The sequence below is a fragment of the Pseudoxanthobacter sp. M-2 genome, assembly GCF_046156265.1.
Lineage (GTDB): Bacteria > Pseudomonadota > Alphaproteobacteria > Rhizobiales > Segnochrobactraceae > CAMDHY01.
In genome coordinates this window covers 1-15,817 of sequence record NZ_JAWDIR010000017.1, presented here as the reverse complement: position 1 = coordinate 15,817, position 15,817 = coordinate 1, and the positions used below count along the sequence as shown (strand labels likewise).

At 64.6% G+C, this 15,817-nt stretch carries 13 protein-coding genes and 2 pseudogenes; 11 read left to right on the top strand and 4 right to left on the bottom strand.

Features of this window, described 5'->3' with window-relative positions; genetic code table 11:
- The 3 genes from RUR49_RS11505 to RUR49_RS11495 form a co-directional block, all read right to left on the bottom strand.
- Nucleotides 1-435: ABC transporter substrate-binding protein (locus RUR49_RS11505; RefSeq protein ID WP_409146525.1), on the bottom strand; the 435-nt coding region annotated here is incomplete at its 3' end.
- 48 nt (nt 436-483) lie between these two features.
- The gene (locus tag RUR49_RS11500; RefSeq protein WP_409146524.1) at nt 484-831 is read right to left on the bottom strand and encodes a hypothetical protein; all 348 of its coding nucleotides are present in this window, start codon (nt 829-831) and stop codon (nt 484-486) included.
- An 11-nt stretch (nt 832-842) separates the two neighbouring features.
- Nucleotides 843-2,816 carry an FAD-dependent oxidoreductase gene (locus tag RUR49_RS11495; protein WP_409146523.1) on the bottom strand — a complete coding sequence of 658 codons (1,974 nt, stop codon included), beginning with the start codon at nt 2,814-2,816 and terminating at the stop codon, nt 843-845.
- 149 nt (nt 2,817-2,965) lie between these two features.
- Between RUR49_RS11495 and RUR49_RS11490 the strand changes: the two genes are divergently transcribed.
- Complete coding sequence (locus RUR49_RS11490; RefSeq protein WP_409146522.1) at nt 2,966-3,670, top strand: GntR family transcriptional regulator; 705 nt, start codon at nt 2,966-2,968, stop codon at nt 3,668-3,670.
- Between the two features lie 293 nt (nt 3,671-3,963).
- Here the strand turns inward: RUR49_RS11490 and RUR49_RS11485 are convergent, their stop codons facing one another.
- A complete protein-coding gene (locus RUR49_RS11485) occupies nt 3,964-4,869 on the bottom strand; it encodes a LysR substrate-binding domain-containing protein (RefSeq protein ID WP_409146521.1) in 906 nt (301 codons plus the stop codon).
- Nucleotides 4,870-5,031: 162 nt separating this feature from the next.
- Here RUR49_RS11485 and RUR49_RS11480 point away from each other — a divergent pair, with 162 nt between their 5' ends.
- From RUR49_RS11480 to RUR49_RS11435, 10 genes and pseudogenes are all read left to right on the top strand, one after another.
- On the top strand, nt 5,032-6,459 hold the full coding sequence (locus RUR49_RS11480) for an NAD-dependent succinate-semialdehyde dehydrogenase (protein WP_409146520.1): 1,428 nt from the start codon (nt 5,032-5,034) through the stop codon (nt 6,457-6,459).
- A 201-nt stretch (nt 6,460-6,660) separates the two neighbouring features.
- Nucleotides 6,661-7,413 carry an SDR family NAD(P)-dependent oxidoreductase gene (locus RUR49_RS11475; protein WP_409146519.1) on the top strand — a complete coding sequence of 251 codons (753 nt, stop codon included), beginning with the start codon at nt 6,661-6,663 and terminating at the stop codon, nt 7,411-7,413.
- A gap of 257 nt (nt 7,414-7,670) precedes the next feature.
- Nucleotides 7,671-7,916: a hypothetical protein gene (locus tag RUR49_RS11470; protein ID WP_409146518.1), complete on the top strand. Its 246-nt coding sequence runs from the start codon at nt 7,671-7,673 to the stop codon at nt 7,914-7,916.
- Complete coding sequence (locus RUR49_RS11465; protein WP_409146517.1) at nt 7,909-8,355, top strand: DUF2924 domain-containing protein; 447 nt, start codon at nt 7,909-7,911, stop codon at nt 8,353-8,355. The genes RUR49_RS11470 and RUR49_RS11465 overlap by 8 nt, the downstream gene beginning before the upstream one ends.
- A pseudogene (locus tag RUR49_RS11460) lies at nt 8,352-9,313 on the top strand (recombinase family protein); the annotation flags it as partial. The gene RUR49_RS11465 and the pseudogene RUR49_RS11460, both read left to right, overlap by 4 nt.
- 514 nt (nt 9,314-9,827) lie before the next feature.
- Nucleotides 9,828-10,238 carry a hypothetical protein gene (locus RUR49_RS11455; RefSeq protein WP_409146516.1) on the top strand — a complete coding sequence of 137 codons (411 nt, stop codon included), beginning with the start codon at nt 9,828-9,830 and terminating at the stop codon, nt 10,236-10,238.
- A gap of 51 nt (nt 10,239-10,289) precedes the next feature.
- Complete coding sequence (locus RUR49_RS11450) at nt 10,290-10,742, top strand: hypothetical protein (RefSeq protein ID WP_409146515.1); 453 nt, start codon at nt 10,290-10,292, stop codon at nt 10,740-10,742.
- 107 nt (nt 10,743-10,849) lie between these two features.
- A pseudogene (locus tag RUR49_RS11445) lies at nt 10,850-11,225 on the top strand (transposase); the annotation flags it as partial.
- A 609-nt stretch (nt 11,226-11,834) separates the two neighbouring features.
- Nucleotides 11,835-14,363 carry a hypothetical protein gene (locus tag RUR49_RS11440; RefSeq protein WP_409146514.1) on the top strand — a complete coding sequence of 843 codons (2,529 nt, stop codon included), beginning with the start codon at nt 11,835-11,837 and terminating at the stop codon, nt 14,361-14,363.
- A 44-nt stretch (nt 14,364-14,407) separates the two neighbouring features.
- Nucleotides 14,408-15,478 (top strand): extracellular solute-binding protein, encoded by a 1,071-nt coding sequence (locus RUR49_RS11435; protein ID WP_409146513.1) that lies wholly within the window; start codon nt 14,408-14,410, stop codon nt 15,476-15,478.
- The last annotated feature ends 339 nt before the right edge of the window (nt 15,479-15,817 follow it).

Below are 15,817 nucleotides of genomic sequence, written 5' to 3'. Positions count from 1 at the left end.
CGACTCCATCAGATAGGACGGATTGCTCTTGATTCCCTTCAGCCGCTCCAGCGACCACTTCACGTCCTTCGCCTCGACCGGCGACCCGTCGGCGAACTTGGCGGCCGGGTTGAGCTTGAACGTCAGGACCGTCTGGTCGTCGTTCACTTCCCACGAGGCGGCGATGTTCGGACCGATCGTCCTGTTGTCAGCGCCGAGAGACACCAGCGTCTCGTAGACGTTGGAGAAGTAGATCTGGCAGGTGTCGCAGAAACCGCGATGCGGATCGAGCGAATCCAGGTCCATGTTGCGGGCAATGACAAGCGGTGCGTCCTGGGCGGAGGCGACGCCGATGCCACCGATGCCGGCGGCCAAGGTTGCCGTGGCGAGCAAGGCCGCTCGCAGGTGGGTCACCAGGGTGCGCGCGGGACGCGGCGCGGCGGTACGATACGTCATTGTCTTCCCCTCTCTCTGTTTGGTTTCTGCTTCGGCGGGTGGATTCACTCAGGCCGGACGGCGGTCCTTCCAGTCGGCTGGGCTGACGGCGTAGAAGAAGACGGACGTGCCGACGGATCGATAGACGAGGTCGGTGTCCTTCGGGATCCAGATCGCGTCACCGGCGGACAGCACATGGCTTGTCCCGTCGATGACGATTTCGAGGCCGTTCTCGGTCGACAGGCAGGAGATGACCTCGTCGTACCAGATGCGGAACGGGATGTCGGCGTCGCGGAACGAGGCCACTCCGGCCGCGAAGTGCTCGCTGTCGCGCTTGTCGACATACTCGGACAGGAACGAGCCCCGCTCGGAATACGTCAGGTCAAGATCGCCGTACTTGAAGTGCTTGGCTGGCAAGTCGATCCTCCTCAGGTCCGGCCGATGGCGTCGGCCGCAACCAGGCCTTCGAGAACGGCCTCCTCGACGGTGCGGGGCGAGGCGGCGTCGCCGATGAGCCGCACCGTTGCTCCGCCGAGATCGTCGCCCTCAAAGGGGCTGGGCCGCGGCTCGTTGCCGTAGGACACGACGAAGGTGTCGGCGTCGGAAACGACGATCGCCTCGCCGGAGTACGTGTGCTCGAAATAGACGTCGGCGGCGTCAGCGCCGTAGGGACGGGCATAGCTGACGAACCGCACGCCGAGCCCTTGCAGCAGCGACACCCACTGGTCGCGGATGTAGGGCATCAGGCTCACGGCCGGGCCCTGGGTGGAGGTGGCGAGCGTGACCTGCCGGCCCTCGCGCACGAAGCGCTCGGCGAGACCCATGCCAACCCAGTCGCCGCGCCAGTCGGCGATGGCGACGTGGCGTCCGATCGGCGCCTCGCCGTCCAGCACCTGCCAGGCGTCGTAGACTGCGCGTCCGTCGGAAAGCTCGAGGTCGGGTCGCATCGGCGTCGCCCCGGTGGCGACGATCACCGCGTCGGCGCCGGTTGCGACAATGTCGGCGGCCGTCGCGCGCACGCCGAGTTCGACCCGCACCTGGGCGCGCTCGACCTCGCGGGCGAGGTTGGTCACGACGCCGCCGAATTCGGCGCGCCCGGGCAACATCTGGGCGTAGAGGACCTGCCCGCCGAGCCGCCGGCCGGCCTCGAACAGCGTCACGTGATGGCCGCGCTCCGCCGCGGCCGCCGCCGCCTTCATGCCCGCCGGCCCGCCGCCGACGACGGCGACGCGACGCACCGTTGCCGCCGTGCGCGGCGATCCGAACCGGCGCTCGCGACCGGTCTCGGGCCGCTGGATGCACGAGACAGGGGCGCCCAGATAGAGGTGACCAATGCACGCCTGGTTGCAGGCGACACAGGCGCGGATGTCGTCGGTGCGGTCCTCGCGCGCCTTCCGCGGCATCTCGGGGTCGGAGATCATCGCGCGCGTCATGCCGCACATGTCGGCGTCGCCGTTGCGGATGACGGTCTCGGCCTCGTGCGGCTGGTTGATGCGGCCGACAACGAACACCGGCACGTCGACCCGATCACGGACCTTCCGCGCGTACGGCGCGACGTAGGCGGGGGCAAAGCTCATCGGCGGAACGATGTGGACCACCGCCTTCGCCGAGGAGGAGGAGCCCGCCGTAACGTTGTAGTAGTCGAAGGCGCGCTCGCCGTGCAGCGCGTCAACCGCCGCCAGGCACTCGTCGAGGTGCAGGCCGCGCGCGTCCTCCTCGTCGCCGGAAATGCGCAGCCCCACCACCGGCCCCGGTCCAATCGCGGCCCGCACGGCGGCGACGATCTCGCGCAGGAAGCGGATGCGGTTGTGGAACGACCCGCCCCACTCGTCCTCGCGCCGGTTGATGCGCGGGTTGAGGAACTGCGACGGCAGGTAGCCGTGGCTCGCCATCACCTCGACGCCGTCGAGCCCGGCCTCGATCATGCGGGCCGCGGTGGCGCCGTAGCATGCGATCACGTCTGCGATCAGCGCGCCCGACATCGGCACCGCGGTGGTGAGGTAGCGCTCGTGCTTCACCGCGGACGGTGCGTAGGCGACGGTTCGGGTGCCGTCGCTGGCGATCCCCATCACCTCGCAGCCCGGGTGGAACAACTGCCCGAAGGTCTTCGCGCCGTTCGCGTGGATCACCTCGGCCAGCTTCCGGAAGCCGGGGATGCAGTCGTCGGTGAAGCCGTTGAGGCAGGTGCCGTGGAAGAAGGCGGTCTCGTGCACCGCCGTACACTCCAGCACGATCAGCCCCGCTCCACCCCTCGCCCGCGCCTCGTGGTAGGCGACGAGCTCGTCCGGCGCCTTGCCGTCGCGCGCGAGCAGGGTGTGATGCCCGGTCGAGAGGATGCGATTGCGCACCTCGACGCCACGAATGGTGAGCGGGGAGAAGAGGTGAGTGAACAGTCTCGACATGGGCCGGGCTCGCTTCCACTGCTGAGTTCCAGCCTGATACCTGATATATCAAGAGTCAATATGCGCTTCGGGGCGCGTCCGCGCCTGGGCATTAATCCCTGTAGTTTGGTAGGATCCGTCACCCTTTCACTTCGATCCTCAGGAGCCGCATGGCCGACGTTCCGCTCGCCCTCGCGTCGCCGCTGCAGCAGAGCAGCCTGGTCGAGCAGATCTACCGACGCCTGCAGCACGCCCTGATGCACGGCCAGATGCTTCCGCATCAGCGCCTGAAAGTGCGCGAACTCGCCGCTTCCCTCGGCACCAGCGAGACGCCCGTTCGTGAGGCGCTCTTCCAGCTTGTCCGAGACCGCGCAATAGAGATCAAAAGCCGCCACTACGTGCGGGTCCGCCGGCCGACGGCGCGCGAATACCTGCAAATCCGCGAGGTCCGCCTTAGGCTAGAACCTCTCGCCGCAGCATCGGCCCTACCGAACCTCGCCGAGGCTGATATTGCTTCGCTGGAACGGCTGCAGTCTGAGTTCTGCGCCGCGCAGGCCCTCGGCCGCTACGACGACGCCCTGCGGCTCGGCGTCGAGTTCCACTTTGGGCTCTATCGTCGCAGCGAGAACCCCGTGCTGATCGGCATCCTCGAAAGCCTGTGGTGCCAGATCGTTCCCGTCATTTCGCTTCCCTACCTGACCCGCCACAGCTACGACGTCACGCCGCACGACGCGGCACTCGCGGCCATCCGTGCAGGCGACCCTGTGGCGCTTGCAAGGGCGATCGAAGCCGACCTGATGCTCGGCAGCAGCGTCGTGATTGGGCACTTGCTAGAGCTGGAAGAGGGCGAGACACGGCTGCAGCGGATTGCCTGATTTACGACGTTAGAGTGGTGCGGTGACGCCAGTGTTGCCGCTCGGCATCTTACTTGGGAGTTGCCGTGGCTTGGCCTTGTCCACAGGATACTCGCGGGCCACCCGGATGCTGGCGATCAAGGAGAAGTTGGGCGTGGAGCTACCGGCGGGCTGACCAGTACTTACTCGTCCTACACGCGACTGGCCGAAGAACCACTCGCGCTTCGTACCAGCTTCAGCGGTGAGAGCTGCGGCGACATGGACTTGGAGAGGATCGGCTTGTCCTCCGCGTTGAGCTGCAGGCGCAGTGCTCGTCAGGTGGGGGCAACGTCCCCAGCTCGTGAGGCGATGAGCTGCTCGAGATGCTCAAGGAAGAACTGCAGGACGGGGGAAGGGTTGTCAGCCCGGTAGCCTGCTGCGATCTCGATCACTGGAGCATTGCCGGTGAGCGGCCTGCTCACGACCGAGCGCGGCAACATTTTCTCCACATAGGCCGGCAACAGCGTTACGCCGCCCGTCGAAGCAACCAGCGAAATCCCGGTGGCGACGCCGTCGAGAAAGCGGGTCGGCAACATGGCGATCCCGCGATCGCGGAAATAGCGATCGACAATACCTCGCAGGATATGCGTGGTCGTGGAGTAGCCAATGAACAATGCGGGATCGATGTCGCGCGTATCGATGGCAGAGCAGGCCGCGAGAGGATGGTCTCTCGGCAGGAACACCAGGATAGGCTCGTGGTCGATGACCTTGTACGTCACATCGGGATGCGGCTCCAGGCGGCAGATGCCGAGATCGATGTCCCCGCGTTGGATGGCTTCACCAACGGCAGGTGAGAAATCGCTGGATACACGAAAATCGATGTCTCTCAGCTGCGGCTGTAGCACGTGCGTGACGTGCCGAAGCCACTCCACCTCCTGCCCGGTGAGGAAACCTACGGCAAAGCTGGGTTTGGCCGGACGGGCTGCGCGCCTCGCTGCCGCCACTGCCTCCCCTGCCGACTCCAACGCCAGCCGGGCGTGAGCGAGGAAGGCACTTCCGGCCTTGGTGAGTTCGACGCCACGAGAATTGCGGATGAAGAGCTGAGCGCCGACCTCGGCTTCGAGGTCTCGGAGCTGTCGGCTGAGGGACGGCTGCGCTGTGAACAGCCGCCGTTCGGCCGCCACCGTCAGGCTGCCCTCCTCGGCGACCGCGACGAAGTATCTGAGGTGGCGCAGCTCCATGGGCACCCATGCCTTCAAGGTATGGCTGATCTATAAAGGAAGTCGTTCTGCCGGCCAACCTCGGTTGCTATGAAACGGCGGCGAGGGCGAGGCCACCAATGCCAGCACAGAGGATGGCCCGCTCCTGGACGGCGCAAGCCTGCCGCAGAACCGGAGCTGCCCATGCCCAACGAGTACCGCCTGCTCATAGATGGCATCGAGCGCGCCGGGTCAAAGGGTGAGGCAGGCGACATCGTCAACCCGGCGACAGAAGAGAAGATCGGCGAGGTGTCCTACGCTTCGGCCGGCGATCTCCGTGAGGCGGTCGACGTGGCGGCGCGAGGCTCGCGCGAGTGGGCGGGCACGCCTCCCTGGGAACGCGGCGGCATCCTGAAGAAAGCTGCCGACATCCTTCGGACCGACCTAGAGGCGGCTGCCCGCACCATCACGCGGGAACAGGGCAAGCCCATCGCCGAGGCCCGCGTCGAGGTCGAACGCTCTGCGGACTTCCTCGAGTGGGGAGGCGAACAGGCACGGCGGATAGCCGATCGGCATGTCGCCGGCCGCACACGCGGCAGCCGCATGGAGATCCAGTCGCATCCCGTTGGCATCGTCGCGGCCTTCACCCCGTGGAACTTCCCCATGGCTCTCGCCGCGAAAAAGTTCGCCGGTGCCCTCGGGGCCGGTTGCGCGATCATTTGCAAGCCCTCGGAGGAAACACCCGGGCCGGTGCTGGTGATGGCGCGAGCATTGCTCGAGGCCGGTGTTGCGCCGGCGGCTATTGCGGTCGTGTTCGGCGATCCGGAACAAGTCTCCGCCGATCTCATCGCCGCCCGCGAAGTCGCCAAGATCACCTTCACGGGCTCGATCCCGGTCGGCAAGCGCCTTGCCGCCGCTGCTGGTGCGGAGGTGAAGTCCGTCACCATGGAGCTTGGCGGCCACGCGCCGGTGATTGTCTGTGGTGGCGTCGATCCGGAATGGGCGGCGGATATGCTTTCGGCCGCAAAGTTCAGCAACGCCGGCCAGATCTGTCTCAGTCCGTCCCGGTTCTTCGTCGAAGCGCCGATCGCCGAGCGCTTCACTGCGCGCTTCGTCGAACGTGCAAAGGCGCTGCGGGTCGGGGTTGGTACCGATCCGACGACCGAGATGGGCCCGCTCGCGAACAGGCGGCGCGTGGCGGCGATCGAGAAGCTGGTGGAGGACGCGCAATCTCGCGGCGCGTCGATCCTCGCCGGCGGAGCGCGGATCGGACAGCGGGGGTTCTTTTTCGCGCCCACCGTGATCACCGATGTGCCGGACGAGGCCGAGATCCTCCACCAGGAGCCCTTCGGGCCGGTCGCTCCGATCCTCCCGTTCGCAGATGAGGCAGCCATGCTCGAGCGGGCGAACCGTCCCGATTTCGGCCTTGCTTCGTATGTGGTCACCCACGACGCGCGCCGGCAGCGCCGGCTGGTCGATGCTCTTCAGTACGGTGTGGTCGGGGTCAACGGGCCTGTTACCCACTATCCGGAGGCTGCGCTCGGCGGCTGGAAGGAAAGTGGCATCGATACTGAAGGCGGTATCGAGCTACTCGAGCCTTACCAGCGAACAAAGCTCGTCTACCTGCAGTAGGTGGCTTGCCGTCCACGCAGCCGCTCGGCCGCGGAAGAGGAACCGCGGAAGCGACGGGTGCGGCTATCGCCGGTACTTCGCCTCCTACCTGCCACGTCAAGAAATCCGGGCAGCATCACCCTGCCGGGCCGCTCGTGTGCGCCAGCCGCGCACCGTGATCGCGTCGCGAATTCACGCAGCATAAAACACAGGAGACTTCCCATGACGACCGTTTCAATCGTGACCGGCGGCAGCCGCGGCCTCGGCCGCAATACCGCTCTCAGCATCGCACGCCAGGGCGGCGACGTGATCCTCACCTACCGCAGCCGCGCCGCCGAGGCGGACGCAGTCGTCGCGGAGATCGCGGCGCTGGGCCGACGGGCGGTCGCCCTGCAGCTCGACACGGCCGCCATGTCCGGGTTCCCGGATTTCGCCGAGCGTGTACGCACGGCGCTTGCGGCCTCGGGACGGGAGGACTTCGATCACCTGATCAATAACGCCGGTCACGGCGAGATGGCGGCCTTCAGCGAGACCACGGAGGAGCAGTTCGACCACCTGTTCAACGTGCACGTGAAGGGCGTCTTCTTTCTGACGCAGGCCCTCTTACCACTGATGGCGAGCGGCGGTCGGATCGTGAACTTCTCGTCGGGTCTCACGCGCGTTTCGTTTCCCGGCTTTTCCGCCTATTCTGCGGCAAAAGGCGCTGTCGAAATCCTAAGCCTCTACATGGCCAAGGAGCTCGGTCACCGTGGGATCACCGCGAATACGGTCGCCCCCGGCGCCATCGAGACGGACTTCCTCGGCGGCGCGGTGCGCGACACGCCGGCTTACAATGAAGCCTTCGCGGCGGTGACCGCGCTTGGTCGCGTCGGCAAGCCAGACGATGTCGGTCCGGCCATCGCCAGCCTCCTCCGCCCCGACAATCACTGGGTTACCGCCCAGCGCATAGAGGTTTCGGGCGGGCAGAATATCTAGCCCGATCGTCTTCCGCGGCCGGCAGCCCGCACCGCAGAGTGGGGCGCCACCGCGATGGAGTCCGCGCGCGAACGTACGCCTCCGTGAAGACCGCGGATCTGCCGGCTGGCGACAGCGATGGTCACGCCCTATCGACGAAAAAGTTATCATACTCCGAATTACCTAAGCCTTTCGAGTGGATTCGAATGATTTCACGCGTTTATTAGCCTAGACTGATTACGCTTGTTATGTAGTAGCAGTCTAGGAGTGTTTTGTTCATGAGAAATTTTTCAGATAATCACACTGCGTCCGGCTCCAATACTCTGCGCCCCGACCTGATGAGCGACGCCGAGCGGCTCGACGAGGCCGCCGGGCTCCTCGCCCTCGCCATCGTCCGTCTGCGCCAGCGCCGCGACAGTGTGTCCGCGGCACACTCACGGGACCGTGGAGAGAGTTGCCTTCCCTTCATTCGCGACCAGAGCGGTCATGTCGGCCCGCAGTCGACGGAGACCGACCATGGATAACCCCGTGCTGGCGCGCCTTGCCGCCATCAAGACGACGCCGACGCCCGAGCTGAAGACGATGTGGCGCGAGCTCTATGGGGTGGAGGCGCCGCCCTACAATCGGCGCTACCTAGAGAGCCGCCTGGCCTACCGGATCCAGGAGCTCGCCTATGGCGGGCTGAAGCCAGAAACGGTGAAACGCCTCGATGCGCTGGCTCGGAACGTCGAGAACATGGATCCGAAGACCCGGCGGATCCGCAACGACCGCAAGCCGATTGCCGGCACGAGGCTCCTGCGCGAGTTCCAGGGCGTCGAGCACATCGTGACGGTGACCATCGAAGGCTTCGAGTATCAGGGCCGGCCCTACAGGTCGCTGTCGGCGATCGCCCACGCCATCACCGGGGTGAAGTGGAACGGCTGGGTGTTCTTCGGCCTGAAGAGTGCGGGGAGGGGAGCATGAGCCGGACCACCTCCGCATCGCATCCCGTCCGGAAGGTCGTGCCGAAGGTCCGCTGCGCGATCTACACCCGCAAGTCCTCCGAGGAGGGCCTGGACATGGAGTTCAACAGCCTCGACGCCCAGCGCGAGGCGTGTGCGGCCTATGTCGTGAGCCAGAAGGCGGAGGGCTGGATCGCTGTCCCCGACCGGTACGACGACGGCGGCATCTCGGGCGGCACGCTCGAGCGCCCGGCGCTGAAGTGGCTCATCGCTGACATCGAGCTCGGCAAGGTCGACGTTGTCGTGGTCTACAAGATCGACCGCCTTTCGCGCTCTCTGATGGATTTTGCCAAGCTGGTCGACGTGTTCGAGCGGCGCGGCGTCACCTTCGTAAGCGTCACGCAATCGTTCAACACCACCACCTCGATGGGGCGTCTGACGCTGAAGGTCCTGCTCTCGTTCGCCCAGTTCGAGCGGGAGGTAATCGGCGAACGCATCCGCGACAAGGTGGCGGCATCTCGCAAGAAGGGGATGTGGATGGGCGGCTCCGTGCCGCTCGGCTACCGGGTCGAGAACCGCAAGCTCGTCATCCGCGAGGAGGAGGCGGCCACAGTCCGCCTGATCTTCGACCGCTTCGTGAAACTCGGCTCGATCATGCTGCTGATGCGGGAGCTTATGGCGGCAGGAATCCGCAGCCGCTGCGGACACCGGCTAGCCAAGGGCTCGCTCTACAAACTCCTGAACAACCGGGTCTACGTTGGCGATGCCGTTCACAAAGGCGTCGCTTATCCCGGGAGCACGAGGCCATCATCGGCCTCGACCTTTGGAGCCAAGTCCACGCCATCATGGGCGAGAGTCCGCGGACGACGGCGAACAAGACCCGGCTCGCCGGCCCCTCGCTGCTGCGGGGCCTGATTTTCTCGCCGAACGGCGATGCCATGTCGCCGAGCCACACCCGTAAGGGCGACCGGCTCAGTCGGACATCCTCATTGAACTCGCTTCAGAGGCCGTTCTTTTCCATGCGCCGGACGGCGTTCCCTATGCCGACCTTCTCATCAACGGCCGCCGTGAGACCTGGCCGATCAGATCCAAGGGATTTAGCAACTGGCTTGTTAGGCGCTGTTATGAGGAAACTAACGGCGCCCCTAGCTCCGAGGCAAGACAGTCCGCACTGAATGTCCTTGAGGCCAAGGCGCACTACGGTGGGCCGGAACGTATCGTCTACGTCCGCCTCGGCGGGCTGGATGGCCGCATCTATCTCGACCTCTGCAATGAGGAATGGCAGGTGGTTGAGATTGACTCCCAGGGTTGGCGGGTGATCGACGAGCCGCCCGTACGCTTCAGGCGCTCTTCCGGGATGCAAAACCTGCCGACGCCGGTCACCGGCGGATCCGTGGATGCACTGCGAATTTTCCTGAACGTCCAATCCGATGACGACTTCGTGCTAGTGGTCGCTTGGCTCCTTGCCTGCCTGCGCCATCATGGTCCTCCCCGGTGATCGCTCTGTCGGGCGAGCAGGGATCAGCGAAAAGCACCTTCTCGGCGATTCTTCGGGCGCTTGTTGACCCGAATACCGCGCCCCTGCGGGCCTTGCCACGCGAGGACCGCGACCTTTTCATCGCCGCCGGCAACGGCCATGTGCTCGCCTTTGACAACGTTTCCGGCCTGCCGCCGTGGCTTTCGGACACGCTTTGCCGCCTCGCCACGGGCGGCGGCTTCGCGGTGCGCCAACTTTATGCCGATCAGGATGAAGTGCTCTTCGACGCCTCCCGGCCAGTGGTCCTGAATGGGATCGAGGATATCGTCACGCGGCCCGATCTCGCCGATCGCGCCGTGTTCCTGACGCTCGAGCCGATCCCCGAGGAGCGCCGCCGTCCGGAACAGGAGCTGTGGGCGGAATTCTAGGCCGAACGTCCGCGCATCCTCGGCGCGCTGCTTGACGCGGTAGCCAAGGGCTTGGCCGAGTTGCCGCGCACGAAGCTCGCCAAGCTGCCGCGCATGGCCGACTTCGCTTTGTGGGCGACGGCCTGCGAGACCGCACTCTGGCCTTCTGGCACCTTCTGGTCGGCCTATTGCGGCAACCGCGACGAAGCTGTGGACGATGTGATCGAGGCAGATCCGATCGCCGCCGCTGTGCGCGCCATGATGAGCGCGAGGACGGAATGGACTGGAACCGCCTCGGAACTGCTGGGCGCCTTGGACGAGATGGCAGGTGAGCGCGTTGCCAAAGCGAAGTCCTGGCCCGATGGCGCTCGCGCCTTGGCCGGCCGTTTACGCTGCGCGTCGACTTTCCTGCGCAACGTCGGCATTAAGGTCGCATTTTTGAAGGAGAAAGACCGGTCGCGAACGCGGCTGATCCTTCTGGCCATTGCATTGCCGCGAACGCAAGCGCCACGCCTTCGGGAATGAATGGCCGGGATGGGTGGCGCGGTTGAACTGGTCGCGCTCTAGCCGTTTGTTGAAGCAACTGCTCGTGCGTCGGATGTCTGAATTCACTCTTCCCGTATTTGGGAGGGCGGTTGGCAGCGCTTGCGATGATCGAGCCGCCTGCCGATCGGCCTCGACCCATCACGCTCGGCGCCGACCGCGGCTACGACGCCGCCGACTTCGTCAACGAGTTGCGCTCGATGAACGTGCGTCCGCACGTGGCGCAGAACCTCACCCGCGGCCGCGGCCGCTCGGCGATCGATGGCCGCACCACCCGCATCCCCCGGCTATGCCGCGACCCATGGGGTCCGCAAGCGCATCGAGGTGGGCGTCGGCTGGATGAAGGCGGTGGCCGGCCTCCATCGGCCGAAGCTGCGCGGCTTCGACCGGGTCGGAATGGCCTTCACCTTCGCCGCCGCCTACAACCTCGTCCGCTTGCCGAAGCTACTGACGGCGCCGGCTTGAGCGGGGCGATCGGTCCGTCGATGCAGCGCTCCTCGTCGAGGCGCCAAGACGACCGGGCCACGCATCATCGGCGCCGACCTGCCCACAACCCGCATTCCATCACCGCAAACGCTGCCTGCAAGCGAAAACGAGCCGCCGAACCCTGCCTTCTTCAACAGCCCGCTAGAGCTTCTCGACGCCCAGTTTCATCCTGCAATCACTAATTGTATAGAACAACGAATCGGCGGGGAAAAGGTCAGCCTTCACTTGCCGGTGCATTGGGCCGCTTGAGCGAAACCCTCCTCATTCAGGCGCCTTGATCGGAATTTGCGATCAAGCGCAACGAGAATATTCGTTTTCACCCTCAGTTTTTGTCACCTAGCATCTCACCATCCCCGATAGGCGGCGGATATTACCGGATACTGACCGAATAGCATGAACCGCACAGTTAACGCCTCAGCCAACTCGAGCAGCACGATAGTTTTCAGTTGCCTAGGGGCCACGGATCTCACGGCAATTCCACAGGTCTCGTGGGCGCTCGGGGAGTTCGAATCCCGGCTCGGCGAACGTAGCGTGGCGCTTCTCAGGGTGGACAAGTCCTTCGGCGGGACCGGTCATGGAACTTGTATCGTGCTGGCGCTCACTCCGAGTGAAGAGATCATGCGGATCGGCGCGCTTTGCGGAGTCGAGCTTCCTCCCGAGGCAGAATCGTTTGCTCTCTTCCGGGCGCCGGAAGAAGGCGTTAATCACCTCTACGTCTATGGGGCGGACGTTCGTGGCCTCGTCTACGCGCTCACCGAACTCGCGGACCGGGTCCGCTTCACGTCGCCGGCTTCCGATGCCCTCGTGTTCGCGGTTCCGATGGTGGAAACACCGACCGCCAAGGTTCGGAGCATTTCCAAGTGCTTCCAGAGCGAAATTGAGGACCTCCCCTGGTTTCACGATCGGGAAGGATGGGAGGAATACCTGACGCTACTGGCAACTCATCGCTTCAACCGGATATCGTTGACCTTTGGAAAACAATACAATTATCCATACGGCAACGAATTTGTATCAGACGTCTATTTCCACTTGGCCTACCCCTTTCTTGTTACCGCCGCTGGCCACGATGTCGAGATCTCGAATCTCACCGAAGAGGAACGCAGCCGAAACCTCGACACGCTGAAATTCATTGGTCGCGAAGCCGATCGGCGCGGCCTCGAGTTTCAATTGGCGCTCTGGACGCAGAGCTACGACTTCGACAACTGCCCGAACGCCAGGCACCGGATCACCGGTCTCGGGCCGGAGAACATCGCTCGATATTGCCGCGATTCACTGGCGATGATCCTGGCGGAGGTTCCGCAGATCAGCGGGCTGACGTTGCGCGTCCACGTGGAAAGCGGGATCGCCGAAGGCGACTACGACTTCTGGCGCACCTATTTTTCAGCGGTGAAGGCGGCGGGACGCACCGTCCGCCTCGATCTGCACGCCAAGGGGATCGATGAGACGCTGATCGACATTGCGCTGGCGACAGGCATGCCGGTGGGCGTCTCCCCGAAATATACCTCCGAGCACTTGGGGTTGCCCTACCACCAGGCATCCATCCGCGCGCTCGAGCTTCCCGTCCATGGCGGCACGCCCGCCGACCAGGCGGTGGGGCGAGACATGACGACGCTCTATGCCGGGCATGACGCCGAGACGCACGCCGGCAAATGGAAATTCAGCGAGGGAACGCGAAAATTCCTTCGCTACAGCTATGGTGATCTTCTGCGTGAGGATCGCCGATACGCGGTTATCTTTCGCATATGGCCGGGAACGATACGCGTCTTGCTTTGGGGCGATGCGGCGCTGGCCGGCGGATACGGCCACAATGCGACGTTCTGCGGTGCCCAGGGCGTGGAGCTCTGTGAGCCGCTGTCCTTCAAGGGGCGCATGGGGACCGGAAGGGCCGGCAGCCGGACCGGCTACCAGGACAAGCATCTGACGACCCGGTTCGACTGGCAGAAGTTCGAGTACACCTACCGGGTCTGGGGCCGATCGCTGTTCAACCCAGAAGCGGACCCCGAGGCCTTCCAGCGCTATCTGAAATCGAAGTTCGGAGAGGCCGCCGAAAGTTGCGGCACGGCGCTCGCCGCAGCGAGCCGCATCCTGCCCCTGATCACGCTCGCTCATACACCGACGGCATCGAACAACTCCTATTGGCCGGAAATGTACGAGAACATGTCGATCGTGCATGAGGCGCCGCGGCTGCCTTATGGCTACGAACTCACCGCTCCGGCGCGCTTCGGTACCGTCGGGTCGTGCGACCCGCGGCTGTTCATGTCGCCGAGCGAATTTGCATCATGCCTTCACGACGGTCGGCGGGTCCGGAGATATGGGCCGCTGACCTGGGCAAACTGGCTCGATCGGCACGCCAGTACAGCCGGCACCGAAATTGCGCGTGCCATGGGAGCGGCGCGAGATCCGGGCAGCGAACTGCGTCTCGTTGCAGTGGACGTCACGATCCTGGCGGCGATCGGTCGGTTCTTCGCCGAGAAGGTCCGGGCGGCGGTGTTCTGGGAGTACTACCTGCTTTCCGGCGACGGCCGTTCGGCCGGTCAGGCGATCGATCACTATCGAAAGGCCCGCGACGCCTGGGCCGAGGCCGCGAGGATCTGCGCGGACATCTATGTGCCCGACATCACCTTTGGTCCCCACTCCTGGCTGCGGGGGCGATGGGACGATCGGTTGCCGGCGATCGAGAAGGACTTGTCCGACATGGAGGCCATCGTGGCCGAGGGCAGGCAAACAAGGCCAGGCACGGGCCCATTGGCCGGACTGCATATCGAACGCATCCTGAAATGGTCGGCGTGCCAGCTGCTACCGGGCCGGCATACGCCCCCGCCGGCCTTTGTCCGCGGCGAGGCGCTCGATATCTCGTTTCGCCCGTTTGGCGCGTCACGGCGCGCGGTCACCCTTCACTATCGCCATGTCGACCAATCGCAATCGTGGTGCAGCGTCGAGATGGCCTGGCGCGCGCAGGAGTATCGCGCATCCATCCCGGCCGAGTACACAAGAATACCCTATCCGATCATGTATTATTTTGAGATAGACCATCATAATATTTCTGCCTTCTATCCGGGAGTGGCGGAGGATCTTTCTGGAACACCATATTTCGTGGTAGAGGCGCGTAAAGGGTAAGTGTCGTGGCGTGAGGTTGAACGGTTACCAACAGGAGATGCGCGATGAAGTACGTGGTCACTGGGCTGCTCGCAGGAGCCGCGATCGTTTCCGGCTCGACGACGAGCGAAGCGGAAACGCTCCGGCTGCTGACGTGGGGAGGCTATGCTCCAGACGCGGTGATAGAGCTCTTCGAGCAGAAATACCCCGATATCGATGTCGAGGTGACGCTTTCCAACAACGAAGAAATCGTCGCGAAGCTCCGAGCCACGGGAGGATCCGGCTTTGACCTGGCGCAGCCGAGCGTGTCCCGCATCGTCGCTGCGCAGACCGAGTACGGCATCTACAAGCCGATCGACCTGTCGAAGATCGACACCACGGTCCTCCAGCCCAACATGATGGAGGCGATGGAGGAAAACGCCCAGATCGACGGCGAGATCTACTCCGTGCCGCACGTCTGGGGCACGCAGGGGCTCGTCGCGGACATCTCCAAGGCACCGGACGTCAAAGGCTGGAGCGATCTGTGCGACCCGAAATACAAGGGGCGTGTATCAATGCGTCTCAAGCGGGCGCTCCTGCTCGGCATGGCATTCGACATGGGTAAGGATCCGTTCGCCGCCTACAACGACCTCGCCGCCTACCAGGCGATCCTGGACGAAGTGGAGCCCAAGCTGATCGCCTGCAAGGAGAACCTGAAGACGTACTGGACGGGCGCCGAAGATCTATCCAGTCTGCTGCTTTCCGGAGAAGTCGTGCTGTCCGATGCCTGGGACTCGACGGCATTCAAGCTCTACAATCAGAATCCGGACATCCGCTTCATTCCCACCCGCACCGGCGCGCTGGCCTGGATCGACACGTTCACCATCCCGGCCAAAGGCGAGGCGGACGACGCGGCCTACAAGTGGATCAACTTCATGCTGCAGCCGGAGATCATCACCATGGTCTCGGAATCGACCGGGTCGATCGGCGCGGTGAAGAACTCGATCGAGCTCTTGCCGGAAGGCTCGAGAGCGGCGGTCAAGGCCGCCTTCGACGACGAGGCGTTGGCGAATCTGAAATTCATGCCGAGCGTCCCGGCCGGGATCGAAGATCTTGAGGGAAAGGTGCTCAATCGCATCAAAGCGGCGTCGAACTAAAGCTCTCACCTCAAGTGCATCGCATGTGAGTCCCTCATCGGGATCGGAACGGTTCGACGCGCCTGCCGGCACGAGGGGCACAACGAACTCGCGCCCCGTCGGGCTCGTCGTTTCGGTCGTCGGCGGTCGCCGCCGGGCTTGCGGCACGGGTGATCGTGGGGCGGGCGGACAAGGTCGAAACCGCTCGTGGCACGCCTTCGCCGCGTTCGCTGCAGCGGTCTCGTTTCCGCCGGCAACGCCGACGGCATGCCGCTGCTCGTTGCGTCCCGCCGGCCGCTGGCGGTCCGCTTCGCCGTCGGAGCCGCCTTCGGCATCGAAGTGTTGTTCGGCGGCAGCCGC